This is a genomic window from Telluria sp. RT2P19 (assembly GCF_059685725.1).
In genome coordinates, this window is sequence record NZ_JCASIL010000025.1 from 41,415 (window position 1) to 68,263 (window position 26,849).

Consider the following 26,849-nt stretch of genomic DNA (forward strand, 5'->3'; position numbering starts at 1 on the left):
CGTTCATTCCCTCAGCAAGGTTCCATCCATGTCGCCGTCCCCAGCATTGTCATCTTCTTCCACTTCCGACCTGAACTGGCTTGCCGGCGGGGGGGAGATGGGTGAGCTGATCCGCAGCATGGACTGGTCGACAACGCCGCTGGGACCGCTATCCGAATGGCCGCAGAGCCTGCGTACCTCGGTCAGCCTGTGCCTGTCCTCGACCTTTCCGATCCTGGTGTGCTGGGGCCCGGACGATATCCAGATCTACAACGACGCCTACCGCCCAATCTGCGGCGACCTGCATCCGGCCTCGATGGGGGCGCCGTTCAAGGTGATCTGGGCCTCGGCGCTGCCGGTGGTGGGGGCCGCCTTCGAGCGCGCGCACCAGGGCGAGGGCGCGTATATCAAGGACCAGCAGATGTTCCTCGACCGCAGCGGCTACCTCGAGGAGGCGAACATGACCTTCTCGTTCTCGCCGATCCGTGACGAGACGGGGGCGGTCGGCGGCATCTTCCACCCGATCACCGAAACCACGGCCCAGGTACTGGGCGGGCGCCGCACCCAGGGCCTGCGCGACCTGGCCGCCAGCCTGGCCTCGACCCGCTCGATCCCCGAGATCGGCCGGCAGCTGACGGTCCACGCCGAGCGCATGCAGGCCGACGTCCCTTTCCTGCTGTTCTACCAGATCGACCAGGACAGCGGCGAACTGGCGCTGCGTGGTGGGGCGGGGCTGCGTGGCGACAGCCCGCTGGCGCCGGCCACGGCGCCGCTCGACGACGCCTGCTGGCCGTTCGCGCGCTGCGTCGCATCGCACGCGGCGGAGCAGGTCGACGACGTGGCCGCGCGCCTGGCCGGCGTGGCCTGCGGACCCTACGAAGACCCGCCCCGCTCGGCCCTGGTGCTGCCGCTGTCGCTGCCCGGCCAGCAAGACCTGTTCGGCTTCGTGGTCGCCGGCGTGAGCGTGCGCCGCACGCTCGACGCCGAGTACCGCAACTTCTACGAGTTGCTGGGCGCGGCCGTGAATACGGCGGTGGGCAATGTGGTCGCCTACGAGCAGGAACAGCGCCGCGCCGAGGAGCTGGCCAAGATCGACCGCGCCAAGACCGCCTTCTTCTCGAATGTCTCCCACGAATTCCGCACGCCGCTGACCCTGATCCTGGGCCCGCTCGAAGACGCCCTGGCCGATGGCCCGGACAGCATGAGCGCCGGCCAGCGCAGGCGCATCGAGGTCACCCACCGCAATGCGCTGCGCCTGCTCAAGCTGGTCAACTCGCTGCTCGACTTTTCGCGCATCGAGGCCGGCCGGGTGCAGGCCAGCTACGTGGCGGTCGACCTGGCGCGCCTGACGCTCGACCTGGCCGGCGTGTTCGAATCGGCCATGGCCAAGGGCGGCCTGGACTACACGCTCGACCTGCAGGAGCTGGGGCAGAAGGTGTGCGTCGACCGCGACATGTGGGAAAAGATCGTCTTCAACCTGCTGTCGAACGCCTTCAAGTTCACCCTGCGCGGCAACGTGACGGTACGCCTGCGCGAGCACGCCGGCATGGCGCGGCTGTCGGTGCAGGACACCGGCGCCGGCATCCCCGAACACGAGCTGCCGCGCATGTTCGAGCGCTTCCACCGCATCGAGGGCGCGCCGGGGCGCACTTATGAAGGCACCGGCATCGGCCTGGCCCTGATCCAGGAACTGGTGCGCCTGCACGGCGGGACCATTGCCGTCTCCAGTGTCCTGGGCGAAGGCACGCGCTTCGACGTCGACCTGCCGTTCGGCCATGCCCACCTGCCGCAAGACCGCATCCTGCATGCGCCGAACGACCTGGAAGACCGCCAGCGCATGGGCGCCGCCTTCGTGGAGGAAGCGCTGCGCTGGCTGCCGGACGACGACGCGGCCGCGCCGGCCGAGGCGCAGCCGGGCGGCGGCGGCGACGGTGCCGGCGGGGCGCGTCCGCGCATCCTGATCGCCGACGACAACAACGATATGCGCGCCTACCTCAAGGCGCTGCTCGAGCCGCATGCCGAGGTGCGCGCCTGCGCCGACGGCCAGGCCGCCTTCGAGATGGCGCTTGGCGATCCGCCCGACCTGCTGCTGAGCGACGTGATGATGCCGAAGCTGGACGGCTTCGGCCTGATCGCGAAGATCCGCGCCAGCGAGTCATTGCGCCTGCTGCCGGTGATGCTGCTGTCGGCGCGCGCCGGCGAGGAAGCGAAGGTCGAGGGCTTGCAGGCCGGCGCCGACGATTACCTGGTCAAGCCGTTCTCGGCCAACGAGCTGCTGGCAAGGGTGCACACGCAGGTGGCGCTGGGCCGCGAACGGCGCCAGATGGAGCGCGAGGCGCGCGCGCGCGAAGCGCATGTGCGGGCCCTGGTCGACGCCTCGCCGGCGATGCTGTGGACCACCGATAACGACGGCCGGTGCACCTACCTGAGCCAGCGCTGGTACGACTATACCGGCCGCACGCCCGAGCAGGACCTGGGCTTCGGCTGGCTCGAGAACATCCATCCGGACGATCGCCAGCGCGCCGGCGAGATCTTCCTGGCCGCGAGCGCGGCGCGCGAACCGTTCTCGATCGACTACCGGCTGCGCCGCAACGACGGCAGCTATCGCTGGTTCATCGACGCCGGCCTCCCGCGCACCAATGCGCTAGGGGAGCCGGACGGCTACGTCGGCACCGTGATCGATATCCAGGTGCGCAAGCTCCTGCAGGAACGTTTCGAACGGGTGTCGGAGGCCGGCGATATCGGCGTCTGGTATGCCGATGCGCCTTTCGCCAGCCTCCAGCTCAATGCCGAGATGGCCGAGCACTTCGGCCTGGATGCCTCGAGGCCGGCGCCGGTTGGCGAGCTGTTGGCGGCGGTCGATCCCGAGGACCGGGAACGCCTGGCCGGCAGCGTGGAAAACGTCTTGCGCGCCGGCGTGCCGCTCGACCTGGAGTTTCGCACCGTCGTGGGCGGCGTGCGGCGCTGGCTGCGCGCCATCGGCTGGTGCGGCCTGGACGAACAAGGCCGGCCGGAACGCTTCGACGGCGTGACCCTCGACATCGGCAGGCAGAAGCATGCCGAGCAGGAGCTGCAGCGCCTGGCAAACGAGCTGGGCCGGAAGAACCGCGCGCAGAGCGACTTCCTGTTTACCCTGGCGCACGAGCTGCGCAACCCGCTGGCGCCGATCCGCTCGGGACTGGAGCTGATGCGCATCGGCGCCGCGGGCGGCGACGTGCAGGCGATCATGCGGCGCCAGGTCGACCACATGGTCCATCTGGTCGATGACCTGCTCGACATGGCGCGCCTGGCCGAGGGCAAGGTCACCCTCAAGCTCGAGCGCGTGCTGCTGGCGGACGTCGTGCGCGAGGCGGTCGACATGAGCATGCCGCTGGTGGACGCCGGCAGGCACGCGCTGTCGCTGCGCCTGCCGCAGGAACCGCTGGCGCTGCAGGCCGATCGCCACCGCGTGGCGCAGGTCCTGAGCAACCTGCTCAACAACGCCGCCAAGTACACGCCGCAAGGCGGTGCGATCGAGATCGCGGCCCGGGTCGATGCGGGCGAACTGATGATCGACGTGTCGGACAACGGCATCGGCATCGCCGCGCAGGCGCTCGAGACGGTATTCGACATGTATGCGCAGGTCGGCCTTGGCGCCGAGATGGCGCAGGGCGGCCTGGGTGTCGGCCTGAACCTGGTCCAGCGCCTGGTCAAGCTGCACGGCGGCCGCGTGGCGGCAAGCAGCCCCGGCGCAGGCATGGGCAGCCGGTTTACGGTGTGGCTGCCGTTGCCGCCGGATGCGCAGGCGGCGCTGCCCGCCGTCGCGTCCGCGCAGGCAGCGGTCGCCAACCCGCCGGCCGGCGCGCTGCGCATCCTGGTCGTGGATGACAATGTCGACGCGGCGGAAACGCTGCAAGCCCTGCTCGAGATGAGTGACCATGCCGTCAGCGTCGCCCACGACGGCGCGGCGGCGCTGCGCCTGGCCGAAGAAGGCTTGCCGCAAGTCGTGTTCCTGGACATCGGCTTGCCCGACATGAGCGGCTATGAGGCGGCCGAGGCGATGCGTCGCATCGCCGGCATGGAAGCGGCGACGCTGGTGGCGTTGACCGGCTGGGGCGCGGAACAGGACCGGCGCAATTCGAGCGAGGCGGGATTCGATCATCACCTGACCAAGCCGGCCGATTTCACGATGGTGGAAAACCTGATCGGCGCTGTCGCTGCAAGGATGCCGACGAGCGCCTAGGCGGATGTCGCGCGCTGCCCTGAAAAAAACAACCCGGCCGTGAGGAGCCGGGTGCGAAGTACTTCCCGAACGCGCCCGTGAAGCAGGGCGCCGTTCGCAGCCTGCCAGTCGATTACTGGCCGGTGGTGCCGGTCGGCGGGGTGGTCGTGGTCGCCGGATCGGTGGTGGTGGTGCCGGTGGCGCCCTCGGCGGTGCCGGTGCCGGTGGTGCCGGTCGCGCCGGTGGTGCCCGTTGCGCCGCTGGTGTCGCCGGTGGTGCCGGTCGCACCGGTGGTGCCGGTACCCATGTCGGTGCCGGTGCCAGTGGTGCCGGTGCCGGTGGCGCCGGTGCCCACGTCACCCGTGGTGCCGGTGGCGCCCGAGGTGCTGCTCGGCATGGTCGCCGAGGTGTCGGCCGGGGTGGTGGTCGTGGCTGCGTCGTCGCGTTTGCAAGCGCCCAGCAGCGAAGCCAGGACGGCGGCGGTCAACAGGATTTTTGGTGCTTTGGTCATTGCATTCATTTTGAACTCCTCGTTTACGTCTATCTTTATGCCGCAGTGTGTCCAGCGCATCGTTCAATCGGCGCACTGGCAATCCGCGGCGCCAGTTAGTCCCGCCCATTTGCAATTCATGGATGGAACACTCAGGGAACCGACGCAATACGCGGCCCCGGTGCGTACTTCAATCCAACTGCGTCCATTAAACCGGAACCCCGGTCGCCGGTTCGTTAGATACCGCACTCTTGCGAAACTCCGTAACATTTTTTACAGAGTTTTTTGGTCGCCAGGCGTCAAGCGCCCAGCTGTTCGTCGCCCGGCACATGACGGGCCGCGTCCTTGTCGGCCGCGCGCTGGCCCGGACGCTGGCCGTCGCCGCTGCGGCCGAGTTGTTCCAGCAGCGCGGGAACTTCCAATGAAATTTCCCGCGCCAAATAGCCTAGGGTACCCAAGCGCTCCGCCAGGCGGTCGCCGGCACGTGCATGCAGGGCCACGCCCCAGCAGGCGGCTTGTTCAGGCGGAGCGCCGCGCGCCACCAGGCCGGCGATGATGCCGGCAAGCACGTCGCCCGAACCCGAAATGGCCAGGCCGATATTGCCCGCACCTTCGTGCTGCCACAGCGTGCCGTCCGGCGCCGCGATCACCGTGCGTGCGCCCTTGAGCGCGATCACGGCATTCCAGTCGCGCGCCGCCTTTAGCGCCGGCGTATCGGGCTGGCCCACGATGCATTCTTTGTCGAGGCCGGTCAGGTGCGCCATTTCGCCGCAGTGCGGCGTCATGACCACCGGGCGCTCGAAGCGCATCGGCTTGCCCTCGGGCCAGTCGAGCGGCGTGTGCAGCATGACGTCCATGGCGCAGGCGTCGAGCACCAGGCCGACCTCGGCATCGGCCAGGCGCGGCAGCAGGGCGTGGACCAGGCGCGCGGTGCACGGCGCATCGCGCATGCCGGGACCGACCAGCACCGCGTCGACCTTGTCGGCCAGTGGATCGAGGCTGTCCAGGGCGCCGAGGTCGAAGCCGTCGGTCTCGTTCTCGTGCAGGCCGATGACGCGCGCCTCAGGCATGGCCAGCGCCACCAGCTGGGCCACGCTGGCGCCGGTGGCGATGGTCAGCTTGCCGGCGCCGGCGCGCAAGGCCGCGGTGGCGGCCAGGATGACGGCGCCCGGCATTTCGCGCGAGCCGCCCAGCACCAGCACGTGGCCGCGCAATTCCTTGTCGCCCTCGGCCTCGGGCTGGGGCAGCGGCCAGGCGCGCAGCAGGCTGGCGTCCAGGTCGTGCACGGTGTCTGCATGGATGGTGGCGTTCATGGGGTAGCGTCAGGCCGCGGGCGAGGTCGGCAAGTCCTTGGCGACGGTAACGGGAGTGCCGGTCACTTCGAGCGGCGCCACGAAATTCAGCAGGCGCAGCGCCAGGTCGCCGCGCTTGCCTTTGCCGGGGTCGTATTCATAGGACGTGACCGAGCAGTTCGGCACATCGCCGGCACGGTCGAATTCGAGGATCTGCGCTTCGCTCAAATGCTCGAACAGGTAGCGGAAACAATTGACCGTCACCTGGTGCGCAACGATGAGCACGCGGTCGCCGCAAAAATCGCGTTCCAGCGTGTCCATCACGCTGCGCAGGCGCAGGATCACGTCGCACCAGCTTTCGCCGCCGGGCGGGCGGAAATAGAACTTGCCGACGTGGTGGCGCTGCTCGTACAGATCGGGGAAGTGGTGGGCGATGCCGTGCGTGGTGAGCCGGTCGAGCACACCAAACTCTTTTTCGCGCAGGCGCTCGTCTTCGTGGACGCAGGCCAGCTCGTCGCGGTCGAGGCGCCGCATCAGGATATTGGCGGTTTCTGCCGCGCGGACATAGGGCGAGTGCAGCACCACATTCGGGCGCCGGTGCGGCGGCAGGGAGGCGAACCAGGCGCCGAGGGCCTCGGATTGCTGCTCGCCCAATTCGGACAGCGGTACATCGACGTCACGTTCGGCAATGTCGATGCGGTGCCCGGCGGCGGCCTCTGCCAGGTCACGCGCGACATTGCCAGCGCTCTGACCATGCCTGACCAGCCAGATTTCCTGTGGCCACTTTTGTTCCATTGCTGCCCGCCGAAAAGTTAACATGCCGTCATCTTGACGGATTCGGCAACGCGTCAGCGCACGATTGCGGCCGATTGCTGCAGTGCAATCGGCCTGCTCGGCGGCGGGTAATTACGGCATCAGACCGCCTGTTCCTCGCTGTCGAGGTTAATGTCGGCGTCGTCCTGGAATACCCGCATATCGGTCTGGCCAAGTACGCGGCTGGTGACGCTGCCGGCCGCGATCGAGCCGCTGACGTTGAGCGCCGTGCGGCCCATGTCGATCAGCGGTTCGACCGAGATCAACAGGCCCGCCAGCGCCACCGGCAAGTCCATCGCCGACAGCACGATCAGGGCCGCGAAGGTGGCCCCGCCGCCCACGCCGGCCACGCCGATCGAGCCGAAGGCGACGATCGCCAGCAGCGGCAACAGGAAGCCGGCGGTGAACGGATCGATGCCGACCGTCGGCGCGATCATCACCGCCAGCATCGCCGGATAGATGCCGGCGCAGCCGTTCTGGCCGATGGTGGCGCCGAACGAGGCGGCGAAATTGGCCGTGCCTTCGGGCGTGCCCAGGCGCGCGGTCTGGGTCGCCACGCTCATCGGGATCGAGCCGGCGCTGGTGCGCGAGGTGAAGGCGAACACCAGCACCGGGAAGATCTTCTTCACATAGCGCAGCGGATTGAGCCCGGCCCCGGCCACCATCGCCAGGTGCACGCAGAACATCAGCGCCAGCGCGGCATACGAGGCGACCACGAAATTGAGCAGGCCGAGGATGTCCTGCAGGCTGGAGCCGGCCACCATCTTGGCCATCAGGGCGAACACGCCGAACGGGGTCAGGCGCAGCACCAGGGTCACCATGCGCATCACGATCACGTGGGCGACGTGCACGAAGCCGCCGAAGGACTGGAACACTTCCGGCTTCTTGCCGGCAATGCCGACCGCCGAGATGCCGATGAAGACCGCGAACACCACCACCGCGATGGTCGAGGTCTTGCGCGCGCCGGTCATGTCGAGGAAGGGATTGGCCGGAATGAAGGACAGCAGCAGCGACGGCAGCGACAATTCGCGCGCGGTGGCGAGGTTGCCCTGCAGGTACTCGCCGCGCGCGACTTCGGCGGTCGACGCCGTCAGGCCGACGGCGGACAGGCCGAACAGCTTGGCCATCGCGATGCCGATCATGGCCGCGACCACGGTCGTTACCAGCAGGATGCCGATGGTGAGCGTGCTGATCTTGCCAAGGGATGCCGCATCGCGCAGCTTGAGGATGGCCTGCACGATCGAGACCATGATCAGGGGGATGACGATCATCTGCAGCAGTTTCACGTAGCCGCTGCCGATCACGTCCAGCCAGGCACTGGTGGCCACGATGTCGCTCGAGCCGGCGCCGTACACCGCCTGCAGCCCGGCGCCGAACACGACGCCGAGTCCCAGGCCGGCGAATACGCGCTTGGTGAACGAGGCGTGCCGGGCCTGCAGGGCATAAAGAAGTGCGCAGCCGGCCAACGCGAGGGCCAGGTTCAAGAGGACAGGAAATGTCATAAAGCTCAGGATGGGGGGCGGAGAATCGCGCCATTCTATCGGCAAAAATGTTTTGCCGTAGTGCTATTGCTAGATTTGCTTAGCGGGTTGCAGCCTATGGTCGACCAGATATCGCCGCTCAAGGCATCTGTTGCTGCACTGCGACGGACGAGAAGTGATAACACAAGGAAATACCCAATACTTCCCATAAGGCCAACAATGTTTCTATAATCCAATGGATACCACATTTCTTACCCATGGGCTTAAGGCCAGCGAATCATGTTCAAACACCTCAGCATCAAGTCGCGCCTCATCTTCGTCATCGCCTTCCTGGCAGTCGAACTGATCGCCGGCGCGGTCATCGGCATCTATAACCTCGGCATCGCCAATACGGAGCTCAAGCAGATGTATGACCACCGCCTGGTGGGCCTGAACCAGGTCGGCCAGGTCACCCAGCTGATCACCGCCAACCAGCTTGCCATCGCGAAGGCCGTCAACATCGAGGATCCGGGCCAGCGCAACGCAGCCCTGGTCTCGGTCGAGGCCAATAGCGCGGCGGTCAACAAGTTGTGGGCGCAGTACACGCAGATGGCGAACAACGACGCCGAGCGCGCGCTGATCGAGCAGTTCAGCGCGGCGCGCAAGGCTTTCCTGGAGCAGGGCCTGCAGCCGGCGGCGGCGGCGATCCGCGCCAGCGACAACATCGGGGCGATTGCTCTCCTGAATGGTCCGATGACACGCCTGTACGTACCGCTGAACGACCTCGGCGCCAAACTGATCAAGGAACAGCAAGATGCCGCGCTGAAGGAGTACCTGGCCTCGCAGTCGACCTTCGAACTGGTGCGCGCGGTCTGCCTGGGCGGCCTGGTGTTCGGCCTGGTCATGGCCGCCTTCGTCGGCTGGGTGCTGGTGCGCGCCATCGTGCGTCCGCTGGAGCAGGCGGTCGCGATCGCCGGCGCGGTTGCCAAGGGCGACCTGACCCAGAACATCGAAGTGACCTCGAACGACGAGACGGGCCGCCTGCTCAAGGCGCTCAAGGAGATGAACGATTCGCTGGTGAAGATCGTCAGCCAGGTTCGCACCGGCACCGACAATATCGCCACTGCCTCGAGCCAGATCGCGGCCGGCAACCTCGACCTCTCGTCGCGCACCGAGCAGCAGGCCGGTTCGCTGGAAGAAACCGCTTCGTCGATGGAAGAACTGACCTCGACCGTCAAACAGAATGCGGATAACGCACGCCAGGCCAACGCCCTGGCCACCTCGGCCTCGGAAGTGGCGGGCAAGGGCGGCGCGGTGGTCGAGCAGGTGGTGCAGACGATGGGTGCGATCAACGCTTCGGCAACCCGCATCGTGGACATCATCGCCGTCATCGACGGTATCGCGTTCCAGACCAATATCCTGGCGCTGAATGCGGCCGTCGAGGCGGCGCGCGCCGGCGAGCAGGGCCGCGGTTTCGCGGTGGTGGCGGGCGAGGTGCGCAGCCTGGCCCAGCGCAGCGCGGCGGCGGCCAAGGAAATCAAGCTCCTGATCGACGATTCGGTCGACAAGGTGCACCACGGTTCCGAACTGGTCGACCGCGCCGGTTCGACGATGGCCGAGATCGTGCAGAGCGTGAACCGGGTGACCGATATCATGGCCGAGATCACCGCCGCCAGCCAGGAACAGACCGCCGGCATCGAGCAGATCAACGGCGCCGTGGCGCAGATGGACCAGGTGACCACGCAGAACGCGGCGCTGGTCGAAGAAGCGTCGGCGGCGGCAGCCTCGCTGCAGGAAGAAGCGACGGCGCTGGCGCAGACCGTGGGCGCGTTCAAGCTGGCCAATGCGGTTACCAGCCGCGCCAGCGTGGCGCCGCCGCGGGTGACGACGACCTTGCCGGCGGTGGTGGCGAAGGCGCCTGTAAAATCGGCGGCAAAACCGGCGGCCAAGGCGGCGCCGGCCGCGCCGAAGGCGCAAGCGCCTGCGGCTGCTGCGAAGTCGAAGAAAGCTGAAACCGCGGACGTTGGCGACGGTTGGGAAGAGTTCTGATGTAGCGGAAAGCCGGCCAGTGGCTTCCCTTGGCTTTTTTATTGAGTCAGCAGTACGGCGTTCCCGCCTTGATCAGCAGCGTGTCGTAGCGGGTTAGTCAGCAGCACCTCGTCCCCCGCGCAGGCGGGGACGACGTTTTTGGGGGCAACGAATAGGTCGTCAGCGTGGGGTGCGCAGGGTGCTTGGCCCGATCGCCAGCAGCGCCAGCGCCACGATGCCCGGCGCCACGATGCCCAGCGCCGGTAAATGGCCAACCGGCAGACGGATCGGCGCGCCGCCACATGCGCATACCGCGGCAGTCTCGCCAGATCGGCCTGCGTAAACGCCCGGTCCTCGAACAGATGCGGATAGAAGAATCGCACTGCGCGTGATACGCGGCGATCCGGTCCTGGTAAGCCAGTTGCGCCGCCAGGTCGGAATCGGCCAGCCGGTGCAGCAGCACCTGCACGTTCACCGCCGCCAGCACCAATCCGACGCGCGCCGTCCAGTCTTCGCGCGAGCGCATGCTGGCGCGGTACTGCGCCACATCCGCCGCCACCGCATCGTCGCCCGCCTGGTGCATCGCGCAATACCACTTCCAATGGAAGCGCCCTTCGACCGGCGCCGTGGTGTTCCATTCCGGGTGGCTCATGAAGAACTTGGCAAAGGTCCCCGGTTGCGCAATGTCCCCGCCCGCGTGCACCGCCTGGCGCTGGGCCGGCGCCAGTTCGACGCCTGTGGACACCGGCGCCAGGCGCGCGATGGCGGCCTCGGCCAGGGTCGGCAGGATCGTCGTCAGGCCGATCAGGCCGGCCGGCAGGATCGCGGCGCGCTGCTCGAGGTACGGGCACGCGCGGCCACCAGGCTCGCCAGGCCGAACCAGAAGGCCGGATAGAGCGTTGCCACCAGCGCAATCGCAGCAGACCTCGCCAGGCCGGCGCCGGCCACCAGCGCGCCGCAGGCCAGCGGCAGCAGGGCGGCCAGCCACACCAGGACGAAGCGCAAGCCTGCCGCCGGCGCCAGGTATCGGCGGCGCCGATTGGGAGGGAGGGCAGCAGGCGCAGGCGGCCCGCTTCGCGCTCGCTCGACACCAGGTCATGCATCAGCGCGATCACGAACAGCGGCGCCAGGAACGCCAGCACGAAGGCGAAGTCGGCGCTCGGCGCCGCTGGCCGCGACTTCACCGCTGATCGGCCGCGCTCCAGAAAGCCGATGCGGTCGGCCCCTCAGCCGCGCCGAGCAGGTCGTGCGTGACCATGAAGATGGCGCTGCCGCGCGCACGCTAGCCTTGCAGCAGCGCGTTGAATTCGCTGCTTGCTTGGGATCGAGGCCGGTGGTGGGCTCGTCGAGCAGCAATACCGGCACCTGGCGCGTCATGGCCAGCGCGATCGCGACCTCCTGGCGCATGCCTATCGAATAGGAGTGATAGGCAACGGTCACGCCGCTGGCTTCCAGGGCAGGGGATGCATGGTCTTCGTGGTCCTTGGTGGTGGTGCCGAAACAGTGGGCGGCGCAGCCACAGACCGCCAGCCGGCAGCAGCAGCGCGCGCAGGATGCACGCCGCGCGCGAATGCGCGGCGTGCTCGCAGGCTGGAGGCGACCTGCGAGGAAATCAGGGACGGATCAGTGGCGCGGCGGCGCCTGGCGGGATGCGATCAGGTAGCGGCGCAGAACGACCGGCGCGGGGGGCGGCAGGCGTGCGAGGATGAAAGCGATGACGAGGAGGATCGCCAGCAGTTCTGGCGGCAGCGCGGGAAGGGCCGCGATGGAATGGGAAGCGATCTGGCAGCTGACGCAGCCGGACAGCTGCTCGGACAGGTCATGCTCGGGAAACGAGGCGCCCACCAGTTGCAGGACCAGGATGAGCGCGCACTGGCGGGCCAGCACGCGGCGCAGCGGTGTGCGAACTGCCGGCCACTGGTGGCCTGGAACTGCATGCGATCCCGGTCGACGATGATGCGGGGCGGTATAGCCCAGCGGCGATCGAATCGACAACCGGGTCGCATCCAGCGCTTATTCCAGGGCGATCAAGAGCGCGGTCAGGCCGATGCAGGCAGCGACGATGACGCCGATGCGGGTGCGCAGGCGACGACCGCTCGAGACGATATCTTTCGCGATGCCGCGTTTCGGGGCGCCTGGGTTGCTGCGGTCGACGGCGGTCGCGGCATGGATGGAAGAATGGTGGCGTTCGGTGTGTTCGGTGTTCATAGGTAGACTCCAGCGCCGTCTCGAAATAGAGAATGGCAAATAAATAAATGGCCGGCATGGGCCGGGCGGAATACGAATATGGTTCGACGTTCAGGCGCGTGCTGCGCGCTGGGCCGTAGCGGGAGCTGACTGACAACTGTACCGCGCCGCCGCACCGGTCAGGTGGCGTTGGAAGGAATGGAGCGGGCGATGGATGCGTGACATGCGGATGCCAGTACAAAGCGTCGAATTCGGGATCCGGGACGGTAACGAGGCACGCGAGCCTGGCTGCGTTCTGGACGTTATTTATTTTACATGTGCGCGACGTATATACAAGAGGCGCACGATTGACGCAATTGATGTTTTGAGGCGGCAACAATTGATCCTAGCATGTCGCGCGCATGAGCAGAAGGGCGCGTTCGCCAATATCGCATGACGCTTTACCGGTCGTCCAAAATGATGCGCTGCGCAATCGCAGTGCGCTGTTTGCGCCATTGGACGGTGCGTCGATGGGAGAGTTCCATGCGTCGCCCCTTGTGCGGCAGCTGGCACAAACATTGCGTATCAAGCATCAGCGCAACGGAGCGCTGCGGTGCCGCCAATGACGGTAGTGCCCATCAAGACAACGACGTCTACCGGAACATGAATGCGTTCATGTTGGGTACGCGTCTTTTTTTTTGCCTGACTACTTTGGGATTGCAATGAAAAATCAGAAGCTTGAAGCAAAGAGCGTAGCGACGGCGGGCGTTGACGAGGTCGATGTCGCGCGCAGGAAGGTGATCCGTGGTGCAGGTCTGGTGGCGGGAGGAAGCTTGATGGGGCTGGCGACAGGCGGCGTGTGGGCGGTGGGGTCGGACAAGCCGGAAAAAACCGAGATCAAGATCGGCTTCATTCCACTGACCGATTGCGCATCGGTGGTAATGGCCTCGGTGCTGGGATTCGACAAGAAATATGGCGTCAAGTTCGTGCTGAGCAAGGAAGCTTCGTGGGCCGGCGTGCGCGACAAGCTCGCCAATGGCGACCTGGACGCGGCCCACGTGCTGTACAGCCTGCTGTACGGCGTCCAGATGGGCATCGGCGGCCAGCGCAAGGACATGGCGATGCTGATGGGCCTGAACCACAACGGCCAGGCGATCACGCTGTCCAAGCAGTTGGCAACCAAAGGCGCGGTGGACGGCCAGTCTTTGGCCAAGCTGATGCGTACCGAGAAACGCGACTACACGTTCGCACAGACATTCCCGACCGGCACCCACGCCATGTGGCTCTATTACTGGCTGGCGGCCAACGGCATCGATCCGATGAGAGATGCCAAGGTCATCACCGTGCCGCCGCCGCAGATGGTGGCGAACATGCGGGTCGGGAATATGGACGGCTTCTGCGTGGGCGAACCGTGGGGCCACCGGGCCATCATGGACGGCATCGGCATCACCGCCGTGACGACCCAGGATATCTGGCGCGACCACCCCGAGAAGGTGCTGGGATCGACGCTGGAATTCGCCAGGAAGCACCCCAACACCTGCCGCGCGATGATGGCAGCGATCATCGAGGCCGGGCGCTGGATCGACGCCTCGATGGCCAACAAGAACAAGATGGCCGAGACCATCGCCGCCAAGTCCTACGTCAACACCAGCAAGGACGCGATCGACCAACGCATCATGGGCCGCTACCAGAATGGCCTGGGCAAGACCTGGGACGACCCGAATTCGATGAAGTTCTACAACGACGGTGCGGTCAATTTCCCTTATCTGTCGGACGGCATGTGGTTCATGACCCAGCATCGTCGCTGGGGCCTGCTGAAGCAGGATCCGGATTACCTGGCGGTGGCCTCCGCGGTCAACCAGGTCGCGTTGTACAAGGACGCGGCGACGCTGGCCAGGGCTCCGGTGCCGAGCAGTCCGATGCGTAGTTCAAAGCTGATGGACGGCAGCGTCTGGGACGGCAAGGATCCGAAAGCCTACGCCGCGTCGTTCAAGGTCAGGGTCTGATTTTCATCTTGTTTGAATAGGGGAATGCCATGAACGCTGTCCTGAAATCCGAACTCCACAAGCCGGCCGGTGGCGGCGCGACGATCGTGACGCTGCCGCTTGCGGTCGATGCCAGCGCCGCCAACGCCGCCAACGCCGCCAACGCCATAGCGCCGGTGCGCAGGCCGGCGCCGGGCGCGCATGGCGCGCACCTGTTTGCGCGGGCGGTCAAGGCGGTCTTGCCGCCGCTGGTGGGCATCGCCTTCGTCGTGCTGGTGTGGCAACTGATCGCGACCCGCAACGAGAGCTTCCCGTCGCCGCTGGTGACCTTCCAGGAGGCGCTCAAGCTGTTCGCCGATCCGTTCTATCACAACAGCCCGAACGACCAGGGCATCGGCTGGAACGTCCTGGCGTCGCTCAAGCGCGTCGCTGTCGGGTTCGGGCTGGCGGCGGCGGTCGGCATCCCGCTCGGCTTCGTGATCGGCCGCGTGAAATTCGTCGCGGGCATGTTCGGCCCGATCATCAGCCTGCTCAAACCCGTGTCGCCACTGGCCTGGCTGCCGATTGGCCTGCTGGTGTTCAAGTCGGCCGACCCGGCGGCGATCTGGTCGATCTTCATCTGCTCGATCTGGCCGATGATCATCAACACCGCGGTCGGCGTGCAGCGCGTGCCGCAGGACTACATGAACGTGGCGCGGGTGCTGAACCTGTCGGAATGGAAGATCCTGACCAAGATCCTGCTGCCTTCGGCGCTGCCCTACATCCTGACCGGCGTGCGCCTCGCCATCGGCACGGCCTGGCTGGTGATCGTGGCGGCCGAGATGCTGACCGGCGGCGTGGGCATCGGGTTCTGGGTGTGGGACGAGTGGAACAACCTGAATGTGGCGAACATCATCATCGCCATTGTCGTCATCGGCGTGGTGGGACTGCTGCTGGAGCAGGCGCTGGTGGCATTGGCGCGGGCGCTGACGCATGAACAAGTGGCTAACTGAGGAGCGCGATCATGGAAGACCTTCACACCAGATTCATCGACATCACCGGCGTCGAGATGGCGTTCCACACGAAGAAGGGCGTGTTCCACGCGCTTCAGGGGATCGACCTGGCCGTGCGCAAGGGCGAGTTCGTCACGCTCATCGGGCACTCGGGGTGCGGCAAGTCGACCTTGCTGAACCTGATTGCCGGCCTGCTCAGGCCGACGGCGGGCGTGCTATTGTGCGCGAATCGCGAGATCGCGGGTCCGTCGCCGGAGCGGGCGGTGGTGTTCCAGAATCACTCGCTGCTGCCGTGGCTGACGTGCTACGAGAATATCCATCTTGGTGTGGAACGGGTGTTTGGGGCGACCGAATCGCGCGCGCAGCTGCGTGAGCGTACCTTGGGCGCGCTGGGGCTGGTGGGCTTATCGAGCGCGCAGGCCAGGCGGCCGCACGAGATCTCGGGCGGCATGAAGCAGCGCGTCGGCATCGCGCGGGCGCTGGCGATGGAGCCGAAGGTGCTGCTGATGGATGAACCGTTCGGCGCACTCGATGCGCTGACGCGCGCGCATCTGCAGGACGAGCTGCTCAAGATCGTGGCCGCCACCAGGTCGACCGTGGTGATGGTGACGCACGATGTGGACGAGGCGGTATTGCTGTCGGACCGGATCGTCATGCTGACCAATGGGCCGGCGGCGACCATCGGCGAGATCGTCGAGGTGGACCTGGCGCGGCCGCGTGATCGGGTGGCGCTGGCGCAGGATGCGCGCTATGCCGAGCAGCGCAAGGCGGTACTGGAGTTCTTGTATCGCAAGCAGGCGCATCCGGCGGCGGAAACGGCCTGACTCTTGGCTGACGGGGAATCAGGCAGGCTTCTTCTTCTGCGCATGACGCTGCTGCTGCTTGCGCTGCGTCTGATTGCGGTTTTGCTTGGCTTCAAACAGCGCGACCGCATCGAGCTTGGCCTGGGCGACGGTGCGCAGTTCTTCCTGGTCGTCGTGCGCGACGAAGTACTCGGCGTCCTGCGCATCGACCACCAGCTTGATCGCCGCCTCGTCGCTCAGCTCGTACATTTCGGTGAGCAGGGTCGTTACTTCATCAAGAAAGTCTTCATAGGTCATGGCGCGATCGTCCCTGGGTGGATAAGTGAATGAAGCGTGGAATGCAAAATATAAGCGATAAACAAAAACGCCAACCCGAAGGCTGGCGTTTTCGTTGAATCTTTGGTAGGCCGTGCGTGGCTCGAACACGCGACCAACGGATTAAAAGTCCGCTGCTCTACCAACTGAGCTAACGACCCGAAGAAGCAAGATTATAGGGCGCGACCTCGCACCTGTCAATTGCCGAGCCGAATCAGGTCGACTTCAAGCCCCAAGGCTTACTTCAGCGACGCCAGCCGGTCGCGCGCCGTCTGCGCCGCGCTCGAATCGGGATACTTGGACACGAGCGTCTGCAGCGACTTCTTCGCGTTCTTGTTGTCCTTCAGCAGGGCGTAGCTGCTGGCGATGTTCAGCATCGCGTCCGGCACCTTCGGGCTGGTCGCATACGTCGTGGTCACGACTTGCTGGGCCGCGATGGCCTTCTTGTAGTCGCCCAGGGCGTAATAGGTGTTGCCGAGCCAGTACTGTGCATTCGACGCATATGCCGATTGCGGATAGGCCTTCACGAATTCCTGCAGCGCGACGGAGGCGCCCTTGTAGTCGCCCGACTGGAACATGGCGGTGGCGGCCTCGTAGGCGGTCTTCTCGGTCGGCATCACTTCGGCGGTCTGACCGTCGATGACTTCCTGGCGCGGTTCCACGCGCTTCAGGCGCGCGTCGAGGTCGGCGTACAGCTGTCTCTGGCTGTCCTGGGCCTTCGACAATTCGTTTTGCAGCACTTCGATCTGGCCGCGCAGGCGCGCGATCTCGCGCATGGTCTGCTCGTGCTGGTTGAGCATCTCGATCTGGACCGTCTTGTCCGACTTGCCGTCGATGCGCGCGCTCAGGTCGCGCGTGATGTTGTCGACCTTGGTGCGCAGCTCCAGGATCGCCTTGCGCGCTTCGTCGTCGTCGAACGGGCCGGCCGCGGCCTGCAGCGGCATCCAGGCGGCCAGGATCAGGCAGGCGATGCGGGACGGGGACAGTTTGATCATAAGCGTTGCTCTTTCTACTAATCCGGTTGCTGAGATAAAAGGGGCGGGTAGCAGTCTGCACTGCGTCCCGCCCCCTGTCAATCAAACCTGTTCGGCTGGATCAGCCGAATCGATTATTGATAGACGATGTCCGCGCGGCGGTTTTCAGCCCACGCTTCTTCGTTGCTGCCGGTTGCTTTTGGCTTTTCTTCGCCCAGCGAGACGGCTTCCATCTGGCCTTCCGACACGCCCAGCGACGACATCGAGCGACGGACGGCTTCGGCACGCTTCTGGCCCAGGGCCAGGTTGTACTCGGTGCCGCCGCGTTCGTCGGTGTTGCCTTGGATCAGGACTTTGCGCGAGGTGTTCTTGGTCAGGTAGCCCGAGTGGTTCTGGACCACTGGCTGGCCGTCGGCGCGGACCACGAAGCTGTCGTAGTCGAAATAGACGCTACGGTTGGCCAGGACGCCTTTCGGATCGTTCAGTGGGTCGACGGTGCCGGTTTCCACTGGACGGATATCACGGGTGTCAGCCACGGGTGCTGCTGGCTCTGGCGACTTTTCAACGACTGGGGTTTCTTCCAGTTTGGTTGGCGACGAGCAAGCGGCCAGCAGGGCGGCAGCGGAAGCGATGAAAGCGAGACTCTTGAAGTTGCGCATGGATTTTCTCCTGTTCTGGTTAAGGTTTTACTTCGTTACTTCATGAAAGGACCCCAGCTGGGCTCCCGAATGTTTCCCGCTTTGGTCGTCAAGCGTTGCTTGACCCGTCCATCCACAGACACCACTGCAAGCGAGACGCGCCCGCCGCCCTTGGTTGCATACATGATGTACTTGCCGTTAGGCGAAAAACTCGGTTCGGTGGCCCCATCGGCCAGGCGAAGTTCCCGGCCGCTTGCCAGGTCCATCGCGTATAAGGAGAAAGCGCCGCCGCGCTGCGAAATCCAGGCCAGCGTCTTGCCGTCGGACGACACGCGCGGACTGATGTTGTAGTTGCCATTGAACGTCACGCGGGTGGCGTTGCCGCCCGAGACGCTCATCTTGTAGATCTGGGGACCGCCGCTGCGGTCGCTCGTGAAGTAAATGGTCTGGCCGTCGGCCGAGAATTGCGGCTCGGTGTCGATGCCGGGGTTGTTGGTCAGGCGACGATGGCCGGTGCCGCTCGAATTGACCGTATAGATTTCGGTATTGCCGTCCTGCGACAGGGCCACGGCCAGGGTCGAGCCGTCCGGCGACCACGACGGCGCCGAATTGTTGCCCTTCTGATTCGAGATCACGTTGCGGCGGCCGGTCATCAGGTCTTGCAGATAGACGACCGGCTTGCGGTTTTCCATCGAGACGTAGGCAACCTTCATGCCGTCCGGCGACCAGGCCGGTGAAATGATCGGTTCCTTGCCCTGGGTGGCGATGATTTCGTTCTCGCCGTCGGCGTCGGCCACGGCCAGCGCGAAGCGGCTCGCCGCGCGGTCTTCCTTCACATAAGCGATGCGGGTCGAGAAGATGCCGCGCACGCCCGTCAGCTTTTCATAGACGTCGTCCGCGATGCGGTGCGCCTGCAGGCGGGTGTAGCGGGGCTGGACTTCGCCGCCCAGCTGCGAGATCTCGCCGCCCTTGACGGTATCGAGCAGCTTGTAGCGGATCGCGAAACGGCCGTCCGGCTGGCGCGCTACGCTGCCGACCACCAGCGCGTCGGCGCCGCTGGCCTTGAATGCGCCCAGGTTGACCTTGCCGACGTCGGCGTCGCTGATCACCTGGCCGGCGTCGATGACCTTGAACACGCCGCTACGCTCCAGGTCGGCGCGGATGACGGCCGACACTTTATCAGGCGCGACGGATTCGTCGGCAAAGGCCGCGATGGCGACCGGAATCTGGTTGCTGCCGACGCCGGCGATCTCGATCTGGATCTGCGCATTGGCTGCCGTTCCCATCGCCAAGGAGACGCTGAACAGCAAAATGTGAAGTTTTTTCATGGTGTCTCTAGTAAAACAGGTTCAAACCGAATCAATCGTAGTCTTTCATCGAGAAATTCACGTCAAGCGTACGCTCCACGGTCCCGTCCTTCTTCTTGGGCAGCGGAGATGCTTTCTTGATACCATTTTCCACTGCTCTGTCAAATTCTGGCACACCGCTGCTTTTCACCAGGCGCACCGACATGATTTCGCCGGTCGGCAGCTGCTCCACCCGGAACGTGGCGCGCGGATTGCCGGCCACGTCGGTGTTGCCCGGATACGCCGTCGCGCTCTTGATCGCGGCCGTGATCGCGGCGATGTAACCGCCATCGCTGCGCGGACCGGTCGACTTCGCGGCGGTGCCGGTACTGCCCATGGCGCCGGCCATGCGCTTCAATTCTTCCTGGCGGAACTTCTCGAGCTTGGCGGCTTCGGCCTTGGCGACAGCGGCGTCCTTTTTCTTTTTCTCGGCGGCAGCGGCGTCGGCTTTCTTCTTCTCGGCTGCTTCCTTCTTCTCGCGCTCGGCTTCCTCGCGTTTTTTCTGTTCGGCGTCGTCGCGTTTTTTCTGCTCGGCTTCCTCGCGCTTGCGCTCCTCGGCTTCCGCGCGCTTTTTCTGCTCGGCTTCTTCGCGCTTGCGCTCTTCCGCTTCCTTGCGTTTCTTCGCTTCGGCAGCTTCCTTCTTCGCGGCTTCTTCCTTGCGCTTCTTTTCCTCGCGCAGCGCGATCTCGGGATCCGGCGTCGGCGCAGGACGTTCCACCACCGGCTCCGGTGGCGGAGGTGGCGGCGGCTCCGGCGCTGGTTCCGGCTCCGGCTCCGGCTCGGGCTCCGGCGCCGGCTCCGGCGGCAATTCGGGCGCCGCCGCCGTCTGCACCGCCATATCCCACACCTCGGCCTCGACCGTCACCGGATTGACCTTTTGCCAGCTCACGCCGATCGCCAGGAAGGCCAGCAGCGCCGCATGCACCGCCACTGCCAGCAGGAACGATGGCAGCGGTTTCGGTTCAGGCGGCACGTAATAGGGCGTGCCGTTGTTGGCGGACTTCGGTGCGGTCATATCGTCGGCGTCACTGGGTGGCCAGGCCGACCCGGTTGATGCCCATCTTCTTGGCTTCCGAAATCAGCTGGATCACGTCGTCGTACTTACTGTCACGGTCGCCTGCAATCAGGACCGGAAAGTCCGGATTTTCTTCGTGCAGGGCGCGCAGGCGTTGGAGCAGGGCGGAGCGGTCGGCCACTTCGTCCTGGGCGACCTTCACCTTGCCGTGCACGCCGATCGACAGCTTGTTGCCCGGCTCGATGGAAATCTGGATATAGGTGTCCGGCGGCAGTGCGGATTTCTCGGCGCGCGGCAGGTTGACGACACTCGGCGCCTCATTGGCCGGCACGGCCATGAAAATGATGAGCAGCACCAGCATCACGTCGATGTATGGCACGACATTGATCTCGGACTTGAACTTGCGGCGACGTCCACCGCGCATGCTGCTTGAAAATGCCATCCGAATTTCTCCCGATTCTCCGTAAGGGGCAGCCGATCAGCGCGACTGGCGCTGGAGGATGTTCGAGAATTCCTCGACAAAGCTCTCGAAACGGTTCGCCAGGCGGTCGATGTCGTGGGTGAAGCGGTTGTACGCCACCACGGCAGGGATCGCGGCAAACAGGCCGATCGCGGTCGCGATCAGCGCTTCGGCGATGCCGGGAGCGACTACCGCCAGGGTGGCTTGCTCGACGCTGGCCAGGCCGCGGAACGAGTTCATGATGCCCCAGACGGTACCCAGCAGGCCGATGTAGGGCGAGACCGATCCGACCGAGGCCAGGAAGTTCAGGTGGGTATCGAGCGAATCGAGTTCGCGCTGGAACGAGGCGCGCATGGCGCGGCGGGCGCCGTCGAGGACCGAGTTCATGTCGAGTGCTTCGCGCGAGGCCTGCTTGCCCTTGATGAATTCGCCCATGCCGGCTTCGAAGATGCGGGCCAGGGGACCGCTCTGGTCGCGCTGGCTGCTGGCGCTCTGGTGCAGGGTGTGCAGGTTGCCGCCGGCCCAGAAGCTGCGTTCAAATTGCTCGGTTTGCGCCCGCGCAGCACGGATCGCGAATATTTTGCGGAAAATATACGTCCAGCTGACGATCGACAGCAGTAACAGCAAAGCCATGATCAATTGCACCAGCACGTGGGCGTTGGCGATCAGCGAGACAAACGACAGGTCATGGGTTGCGGTCATGGCTTAATGTATAAGATTTTTCAGGCGGCACGCATTTTAGCAGCGACGTCATCGGGCAGGGAACGGGGGCGCGTGGTACGGACGTCGACGCAGCCAATTTTCACGTTGGCCGAATTGAGCAGCACTTCGCCGCACCATGCTTCCTGGAGAAACTGAACCGACGCCCCGCCCACTTTTGCCACGCTGGTGCGGATGCTCAGCTCGTCATCAAGTCGGGCGGCGAAACGGTAATCGAGGGTCATGCTCCTGACGACGAAGGCGGTATGGTCCGCGTCCATCAACGCTTGCTGTTCGATGCCGATAGCGCGCAGGAACTCGGTCCGGCCGCGTTCGAAATACTTCAGGTAGTTGGCATGATAGACAATGCCACCGGCGTCGGTATCCTCGTAATAAATCCTGACTGGCCAGTTGTACACTGAAGGCATTCTTTGCTGCCGAATAGATGAAAACGGGAAATATTTTACGCGACTTTCCACTTTAATATGTACGTTGGCGTACCTTGAAAGCGGAAAAGTTTTACATATTGATAGCACCTGGTCGTGCTTTTGAGTAGTAGTAGACTTGAAACGTAGTTAAAAGACCAATCACTGTAACACTTTCTCACAAATGATTGGTCAGGATATGGTTGCATCGGCGTTCGCCCAGCGTGGCGTAGGGGGTGTGACGATCAGGCCCGGCGCACGTTGAACGGCGAGAATCCCTGGCAAGTCGGCATCAACTCGATGCTGTTGACATTGACATGCGGCGGCAGCGTCGCGATCCAGTAAGCCGTATCGGCAATATCCTTGGCCGTCAGCGGCTGCGTGCCTTCATACACCTTCGCGGCAGCCGCATCGTCCCCCTTCAAGCGCACGTTCGAGAACTCGGTGCCGCCGCACAGTCCCGGCGCGATATTGGTGGCGCGCACGCCGGTACCGACCAGGTCGGCGCGCAGGTTCAGCGTGAACTGCTCGACAAACGCCTTGGTTGCGCCATACACATTGCCGCCCGGGTAAGGATAGTTGCCGGCGACGGAGCCGATATTGATCACCAGGCCATTGCCGCGCGCCACCATGTCAGGCAGCACGGCGCGGGTCATGGTCACCAGGCCCTGGCAATTGGTCGCGATCATGGTGTCCCAGTCTTCGAGCGGCACTTCATGGGCCGGCGCCGTATTCAGGGCCAGCCCTGCATTGTTGACCAGCACGTCGATCTGTTTCCACTCTGCCGGCAGGCCGGACAGGGCGGCCTCGATCGAGGCGCGGCTGGTGACGTCCAGCGTGACAGCCAGGGCGGACTCGCCCAGTTCGCGCGCCAGGTCGGCGATGCGGTCGGTGCGGCGCGCGGCCAGGACCACGCGATGGCCGTGGGAGGCGAAGGTGCGCGCCATTTCGGCGCCGAAGCCGGCCGATGCGCCGGTGATGAAGACGATCATGATGGTTCCTTGGGATGGGCAACAGGGAGGCAGGCGGGAGAGGCAAGGCGCGCTGCCTAACCATAAAATTGTAGCCGAAACGACCACGAGTGCGCTGAGGCGTCCTGATTCGGCCCCGGCACGCCGCCGGCACAGCGGTTTCCTTGCCCTACGATGGGGAGTTCAGTACAATTTGGAGTCCTTACGTCTCACGTAACTGGCGAAATACCGCGTGCGCGCACCATCAGGATGCACGGCGCGGCAAAAGGTGGGCAACCACCGGGGAACCTGAGACGCCATACGCCGTTCGCCTGGGCAGCCATCAACCGGTACGCGTTCGATCGCGGCTGCCCGCGCCATTCATTGGCTCCCGCACCGCTTCCCGTTGGCGACCAGTTGCCTGGAATATTATCGATTGGAGTTTTACATGTTTGCCAAAGACCATACGCTCGCCAATATCGACCCGGAACTGTGGGATGCCATTCAGAAGGAAAACGTTCGTCAGCAAGACCACATCGAGCTGATCGCCTCCGAGAACTACACCTCGCCGGCCGTGATGGAAGCGCAGGGCTCGCAGCTGACCAACAAGTATGCTGAAGGCTACCCGGGCAAGCGCTATTACGGCGGTTGCGAATTCGTCGACGTCGCCGAGCAACTGGCCATCGATCGCCTGAAGGAACTGTTCGGCGCCGAAGCCGCCAACGTCCAGCCGAACTCGGGCTCGCAAGCCAACCAGGGCGTGTTCTTCGCCATGCTCAAGCCTGGCGACACCATCATGGGCATGTCGCTGGCCGAAGGCGGCCACCTGACCCACGGCATGGCCCTGAACATGTCGGGCAAGTGGTTCAACGTCGTCTCGTACGGCCTGACCCCGGAAGAAGACATCGACTACGAGGCCCTGGAGCGCCAGGCCAAGGAACACAAGCCGAAGATGATCATCGCCGGCGCCTCGGCGTTCGCCCTGCGCATCGACTTCGAGCGCATCGCCCGGGTCGCCAAGGATGTCGGCGCCTACTTCATGGTCGACATGGCCCATTACGCCGGCCTGATTGCCGCCGGTGAGTATCCGAACCCGGTGCCGCACGCCGACTTCGTGACCTCGACCACCCACAAATCGCTGCGCGGCCCGCGCGGCGGCATCATCCTGATGAAGGCCGAGCACGAAAAGGCCATCAACTCGGCGATCTTCCCCGGCATCCAGGGTGGACCGCTGATGCACGTGATCGCCGGCAAGGCTGTTGCGTTCAAGGAAGCGCTGTCGCCCGAGTTCAAAGAATACCAGAAGCAGGTCGTCAAGAACGCCAAGGCACTCGCCGAGACCCTGATCGCGCGCGGCCTGCGCATCGTGTCGGGCCGTACCGAATCGCACGTGATGCTGGTCGACCTGCGCGCCAAGGGCCTGACCGGCAAGGAAGCCGAAGCGATCCTGGGCCAGGCGCACATGACCTGCAACAAGAACGGCATCCCGAACGACCCGCAGAAGCCATTCGTGACCTCGGGCATCCGCCTGGGCAGCCCGGCCTTCACCACCCGCGGCTTCAAGGAAGAAGACGCGGTCACCGTGGGCAACCTGATCGCCGACGTGCTGGACAACCCGCACGACGCCGCGACCATCGAACGCGTGAAGGGCGAAGTCAAGAAGCTGACCGACAAGTACCCGGTCTACGCGCGTTAATATCGATGTATCCGGGCCGGCTCGCCGGTCCGTTATCAGTATCCATGTAGTACCTGCAGCCCGGCGCCATGAAATGTCCCTTTTGCCAGCATGAAGAAACACAAGTCCTCGATACCCGCGTATCCGAGGAAGGGGACGCCATCCGGCGCCGGCGCCGCTGCGGCAAGTGCGACAAGCGTTTCACGACCTACGAGCGCATCGAACTGTCGATGCCGATCATCGTCAAGAAGAATGGCAGCCGCACAGAGTTCGCCTCGTCGAAACTGCGCGGCAGCCTGATGCTGGCCCTGCGCAAGCGCCCGGTCGCGGCCGAGGCGATCGACCGCGCCGTCGCATCGATCGAGGAAAAACTGCTCACCAGCGGCCGCCGCGAAGTCGAGAGCGTGTATGTCGGCGAGCTGGTGATGGAAGAGCTCAAGCGTCTCGACAAGATCGCCTATATCCGCTTCGCTTCCGTCTACAAGAATTTCGAGGACCTGGATTCCTTCCAGGCGGCGCTGGTCGAAGTCGGCCACCAGCGTAAGCTCGACAATTAGCGTCGTTTCCAAGTTCCGTTTTTGGCCCGGCGCACGCTTGCGCCGACGCATGGGCGCATGAACCCGGCCTGATACCTTCTCTGCTCGCACATCGTCAGCGAGAAGGAGCGGCAATGCAGGCGCGTCTACCCGATAGGTCCGGCGGCTTTACCCTGATCGAAGTCCTGGTGGCCTTGTTCGTGCTCGCGCTGGGCGTGGTTGGCGCCAGTGCGTCGCAACTGGCGGCGCAGCGCACGCGCCAGCACGCGGCATTGACTTCCGAGGCGGCGATGCTGGCCTCTTCGCTGGCCGCGCGCATGCAAGCCAATGCGCAGGTAGCCGGCCTGCCCGACGGCGCCAATCCCTATCTCGCGCTTGCCTATGACGCCTTGGCCGATGGTCCGCCCGCGGGTGGCGCGCCATGTTACGGCGCAGCCACATGCGACCCGCTGGCGCTGGCCGCCTTCGACCTGCACGAGGCGCGCCTGGCGATACACCGCAACTTTCCCGCCGGGCGCATTGCACTCTGCCGCGACGGCGCGCCGTGGGCCGATGCGACCAGCCGCTATCGATGGGAGTGCAGCGGCGAGGCCGGGGCGCCGCTGGCGATCAAGGTCGGCTGGCATGGAACGGCCGATGCGCCGGGCTATGTGCTGCTGGTGGCGCGATGAAGCCATTCAATGTGCGCATGGGGCAGACCGGCCTGACGATCGCCGAGCTGCTGGTGGCGATGGCGCTCGGCCTGGCCGTGCTGCTCGGAGCGGGGGCGCTGTTGATCTCGAGCGTGCGCGCGCATGCCGCCGTGATGGAAGCGTCCGAAATGGACGACAGCGGCCGTTACGCCATGGATGCGCTGGCGCGCGCGATCCGGCTGGCGGCGCATGTCGACTGGGCGGCGCATCCGGCGCCCGATCCGGCGTCGCCCGCACGCATCGCCGGGCTCGACGCCCGCTCGCTTGCGCGCACCAGCACTGGGCTCGACTCTCCCTTGCCCGACGAGGCCAACGGCAGCGACGTACTGGCATTGCGCTTTCCCGGCAGTGGCGCGCCGCCGCACGGCGATGGCGCCACCCTCGACTGCGCCGGCTTCCCGGTGCACCGCGATGAAGAAGGCTGGAGCATTCTTTATGTCGCACGCAATGCCCAGGGCGAAGCCGAGCTGCGGTGCAAGTATCGCGGCGCGAGCGGCTGGTCGTCGGATGCGGTGGCGGGGCGGGTCGACAGCTTCCAGGTGCTATACGGGTTCGATAGCGATGGCGACGGCGTCCCGAACCGCTATGTCAATGCCACCGAGCTTGCCGCGCTCGACGCGGCGCTGGTGCCGGTCGGCGCGACGCCCGCCGAACGGGCGGCCGACCTGCACAAGCGCACGCACTGGAAGCGGGTGGCGACGGTGCGGGTCGGGTTGCTGCTGCATGGGCCGCGCCTCGCTCCCGGCGCTGGCGCGCGCATCGTCTACGATCTGTTCGGGCCCGATCATGGCGCTGCGTATTCCGCTGGTGATCCCGGTACGCGCCTGGTCGGTATGGCGCTCGACGAACCGGGCGAAACGCGCATGCGCAAGGTCTATGGCGCGACCGTCGCATTGCCGGTGGCGCCGGAGTAAG

27 protein-coding genes, 1 tRNA gene and 1 riboswitch are annotated in these 26,849 nt (G+C 65.2%); of the genes, 9 read left to right on the forward strand and 19 right to left on the reverse strand.

What is annotated here, in order from left to right:
- The first annotated feature begins 28 nt into the window (after positions 1 to 28).
- The gene (locus AC56KW_RS23370; protein ID WP_497173025.1) at positions 29 to 4,201 is read left to right on the forward strand and encodes an ATP-binding protein; all 4,173 of its coding nucleotides are present in this window, start codon (positions 29 to 31) and stop codon (positions 4,199 to 4,201) included.
- A gap of 112 nt (positions 4,202 to 4,313) precedes the next feature.
- On the opposite strand, the gene AC56KW_RS23375 is transcribed toward AC56KW_RS23370, so the two are convergent.
- From AC56KW_RS23375 to AC56KW_RS23390, 4 genes are all read right to left on the reverse strand, one after another.
- On the reverse strand, positions 4,314 to 4,700 hold the full coding sequence (locus AC56KW_RS23375) for a hypothetical protein (RefSeq protein WP_497173026.1): 387 nt from the start codon (positions 4,698 to 4,700) through the stop codon (positions 4,314 to 4,316).
- A gap of 269 nt (positions 4,701 to 4,969) precedes the next feature.
- Entirely contained in the window at positions 4,970 to 5,983 is a 1,014-nt protein-coding gene (locus AC56KW_RS23380) for an NAD(P)H-hydrate dehydratase (RefSeq protein WP_497173027.1), read from the reverse strand.
- Between the two features lie 9 nt (positions 5,984 to 5,992).
- Positions 5,993 to 6,757 (reverse strand): histidine phosphatase family protein, encoded by a 765-nt coding sequence (locus tag AC56KW_RS23385; RefSeq protein ID WP_497173028.1) that lies wholly within the window; start codon positions 6,755 to 6,757, stop codon positions 5,993 to 5,995.
- A 119-nt stretch (positions 6,758 to 6,876) separates the two neighbouring features.
- Positions 6,877 to 8,277 carry an L-cystine transporter gene (locus AC56KW_RS23390; protein ID WP_497173029.1) on the reverse strand — a complete coding sequence of 467 codons (1,401 nt, stop codon included), beginning with the start codon at positions 8,275 to 8,277 and terminating at the stop codon, positions 6,877 to 6,879.
- Positions 8,278 to 8,535: 258 nt separating this feature from the next.
- On the opposite strand from AC56KW_RS23390, the gene AC56KW_RS23395 reads away from it, so the two are divergent.
- Positions 8,536 to 10,284: a methyl-accepting chemotaxis protein gene (locus tag AC56KW_RS23395; protein WP_497173030.1), complete on the forward strand. Its 1,749-nt coding sequence runs from the start codon at positions 8,536 to 8,538 to the stop codon at positions 10,282 to 10,284.
- 97 nt (positions 10,285 to 10,381) lie between these two features.
- Here AC56KW_RS23395 and AC56KW_RS23400 read toward each other — a convergent pair whose 3' ends face one another.
- From AC56KW_RS23400 to AC56KW_RS23420, 5 genes are all read right to left on the reverse strand, one after another.
- Positions 10,382 to 11,008, reverse strand: coding sequence for a DUF3526 domain-containing protein (locus AC56KW_RS23400; RefSeq protein WP_497173031.1), 627 nt, complete (start codon positions 11,006 to 11,008; stop codon positions 10,382 to 10,384).
- Positions 11,009 to 11,067: 59 nt separating this feature from the next.
- Positions 11,068 to 11,268 carry a hypothetical protein gene (locus AC56KW_RS23405; RefSeq protein WP_497173032.1) on the reverse strand — a complete coding sequence of 67 codons (201 nt, stop codon included), beginning with the start codon at positions 11,266 to 11,268 and terminating at the stop codon, positions 11,068 to 11,070.
- Positions 11,269 to 11,358: 90 nt separating this feature from the next.
- Positions 11,359 to 11,703 carry an ATP-binding cassette domain-containing protein gene (locus tag AC56KW_RS23410; protein ID WP_497173033.1) on the reverse strand — a complete coding sequence of 115 codons (345 nt, stop codon included), beginning with the start codon at positions 11,701 to 11,703 and terminating at the stop codon, positions 11,359 to 11,361.
- Between the two features lie 183 nt (positions 11,704 to 11,886).
- Positions 11,887 to 12,258: a hypothetical protein gene (locus AC56KW_RS23415; RefSeq protein WP_497173034.1), complete on the reverse strand. Its 372-nt coding sequence runs from the start codon at positions 12,256 to 12,258 to the stop codon at positions 11,887 to 11,889.
- 18 nt (positions 12,259 to 12,276) lie between these two features.
- Positions 12,277 to 12,471: a hypothetical protein gene (locus AC56KW_RS23420; RefSeq protein WP_497173035.1), complete on the reverse strand. Its 195-nt coding sequence runs from the start codon at positions 12,469 to 12,471 to the stop codon at positions 12,277 to 12,279.
- A 794-nt stretch (positions 12,472 to 13,265) separates the two neighbouring features.
- On the opposite strand from AC56KW_RS23420, the gene AC56KW_RS23425 reads away from it, so the two are divergent.
- The 3 genes from AC56KW_RS23425 to AC56KW_RS23435 are packed head-to-tail and all read left to right on the forward strand — an operon-like array spanning position 13,266 to position 16,230.
- Positions 13,266 to 14,435 (forward strand): CmpA/NrtA family ABC transporter substrate-binding protein, encoded by a 1,170-nt coding sequence (locus tag AC56KW_RS23425; protein WP_497173061.1) that lies wholly within the window; start codon positions 13,266 to 13,268, stop codon positions 14,433 to 14,435.
- A 29-nt stretch (positions 14,436 to 14,464) separates the two neighbouring features.
- Positions 14,465 to 15,406 carry a nitrate ABC transporter permease gene (ntrB, locus tag AC56KW_RS23430; RefSeq protein ID WP_497173036.1) on the forward strand — a complete coding sequence of 314 codons (942 nt, stop codon included), beginning with the start codon at positions 14,465 to 14,467 and terminating at the stop codon, positions 15,404 to 15,406.
- An 11-nt stretch (positions 15,407 to 15,417) separates the two neighbouring features.
- The gene (locus AC56KW_RS23435; protein WP_497173037.1) at positions 15,418 to 16,230 is read left to right on the forward strand and encodes an ABC transporter ATP-binding protein; all 813 of its coding nucleotides are present in this window, start codon (positions 15,418 to 15,420) and stop codon (positions 16,228 to 16,230) included.
- Positions 16,231 to 16,248: 18 nt separating this feature from the next.
- Here AC56KW_RS23435 and AC56KW_RS23440 read toward each other — a convergent pair whose 3' ends face one another.
- From AC56KW_RS23440 to AC56KW_RS23485, 10 genes are all read right to left on the reverse strand, one after another.
- A complete protein-coding gene (locus AC56KW_RS23440; RefSeq protein ID WP_497173038.1) occupies positions 16,249 to 16,506 on the reverse strand; it encodes a hypothetical protein in 258 nt (85 codons plus the stop codon).
- A 103-nt stretch (positions 16,507 to 16,609) separates the two neighbouring features.
- A tRNA-Lys gene (locus AC56KW_RS23445) sits at positions 16,610 to 16,685 on the reverse strand.
- A 78-nt stretch (positions 16,686 to 16,763) separates the two neighbouring features.
- Entirely contained in the window at positions 16,764 to 17,519 is a 756-nt protein-coding gene (gene ybgF, locus AC56KW_RS23450; protein WP_497173039.1) for a tol-pal system protein YbgF, read from the reverse strand.
- Positions 17,520 to 17,632: 113 nt separating this feature from the next.
- Positions 17,633 to 18,157: a peptidoglycan-associated lipoprotein Pal gene (gene pal / locus AC56KW_RS23455; RefSeq protein ID WP_497173040.1), complete on the reverse strand. Its 525-nt coding sequence runs from the start codon at positions 18,155 to 18,157 to the stop codon at positions 17,633 to 17,635.
- 35 nt (positions 18,158 to 18,192) lie between these two features.
- A complete protein-coding gene (gene tolB, locus AC56KW_RS23460) occupies positions 18,193 to 19,464 on the reverse strand; it encodes a Tol-Pal system beta propeller repeat protein TolB (protein WP_497173041.1) in 1,272 nt (423 codons plus the stop codon).
- A 31-nt stretch (positions 19,465 to 19,495) separates the two neighbouring features.
- Positions 19,496 to 20,497 (reverse strand): cell envelope integrity protein TolA, encoded by a 1,002-nt coding sequence (gene tolA, locus AC56KW_RS23465; protein ID WP_497173042.1) that lies wholly within the window; start codon positions 20,495 to 20,497, stop codon positions 19,496 to 19,498.
- A 10-nt stretch (positions 20,498 to 20,507) separates the two neighbouring features.
- Complete coding sequence (locus tag AC56KW_RS23470) at positions 20,508 to 20,939, reverse strand: biopolymer transporter ExbD (RefSeq protein WP_109344254.1); 432 nt, start codon at positions 20,937 to 20,939, stop codon at positions 20,508 to 20,510.
- Positions 20,940 to 20,975: 36 nt separating this feature from the next.
- On the reverse strand, positions 20,976 to 21,659 hold the full coding sequence (gene tolQ, locus AC56KW_RS23475; protein ID WP_137173565.1) for a protein TolQ: 684 nt from the start codon (positions 21,657 to 21,659) through the stop codon (positions 20,976 to 20,978).
- Positions 21,660 to 21,679: 20 nt separating this feature from the next.
- Entirely contained in the window at positions 21,680 to 22,084 is a 405-nt protein-coding gene (gene ybgC / locus AC56KW_RS23480; RefSeq protein ID WP_497173043.1) for a tol-pal system-associated acyl-CoA thioesterase, read from the reverse strand.
- Between the two features lie 242 nt (positions 22,085 to 22,326).
- A complete protein-coding gene (locus tag AC56KW_RS23485; protein ID WP_497173044.1) occupies positions 22,327 to 23,073 on the reverse strand; it encodes an SDR family oxidoreductase in 747 nt (248 codons plus the stop codon).
- A 182-nt stretch (positions 23,074 to 23,255) separates the two neighbouring features.
- A riboswitch (ZMP/ZTP riboswitch) is annotated at positions 23,256 to 23,376 on the forward strand.
- A gap of 103 nt (positions 23,377 to 23,479) precedes the next feature.
- Between AC56KW_RS23485 and glyA the strand changes: the two genes are divergently transcribed.
- From glyA to AC56KW_RS23505, 4 genes are all read left to right on the forward strand, one after another.
- Positions 23,480 to 24,727 (forward strand): serine hydroxymethyltransferase, encoded by a 1,248-nt coding sequence (gene glyA / locus AC56KW_RS23490; protein WP_497173045.1) that lies wholly within the window; start codon positions 23,480 to 23,482, stop codon positions 24,725 to 24,727.
- 68 nt (positions 24,728 to 24,795) lie between these two features.
- Positions 24,796 to 25,263, forward strand: coding sequence for a transcriptional regulator NrdR (gene nrdR, locus AC56KW_RS23495; RefSeq protein WP_497173046.1), 468 nt, complete (start codon positions 24,796 to 24,798; stop codon positions 25,261 to 25,263).
- Between the two features lie 113 nt (positions 25,264 to 25,376).
- Positions 25,377 to 25,913, forward strand: coding sequence for a type IV pilus modification protein PilV (gene pilV / locus AC56KW_RS23500; protein WP_497173047.1), 537 nt, complete (start codon positions 25,377 to 25,379; stop codon positions 25,911 to 25,913).
- Positions 25,910 to 26,848, forward strand: coding sequence for a PilW family protein (locus AC56KW_RS23505; RefSeq protein WP_497173048.1), 939 nt, complete (start codon positions 25,910 to 25,912; stop codon positions 26,846 to 26,848). The genes pilV and AC56KW_RS23505 overlap by 4 nt, the downstream gene beginning before the upstream one ends.
- Position 26,849: the final 1 nt, after the last annotated feature.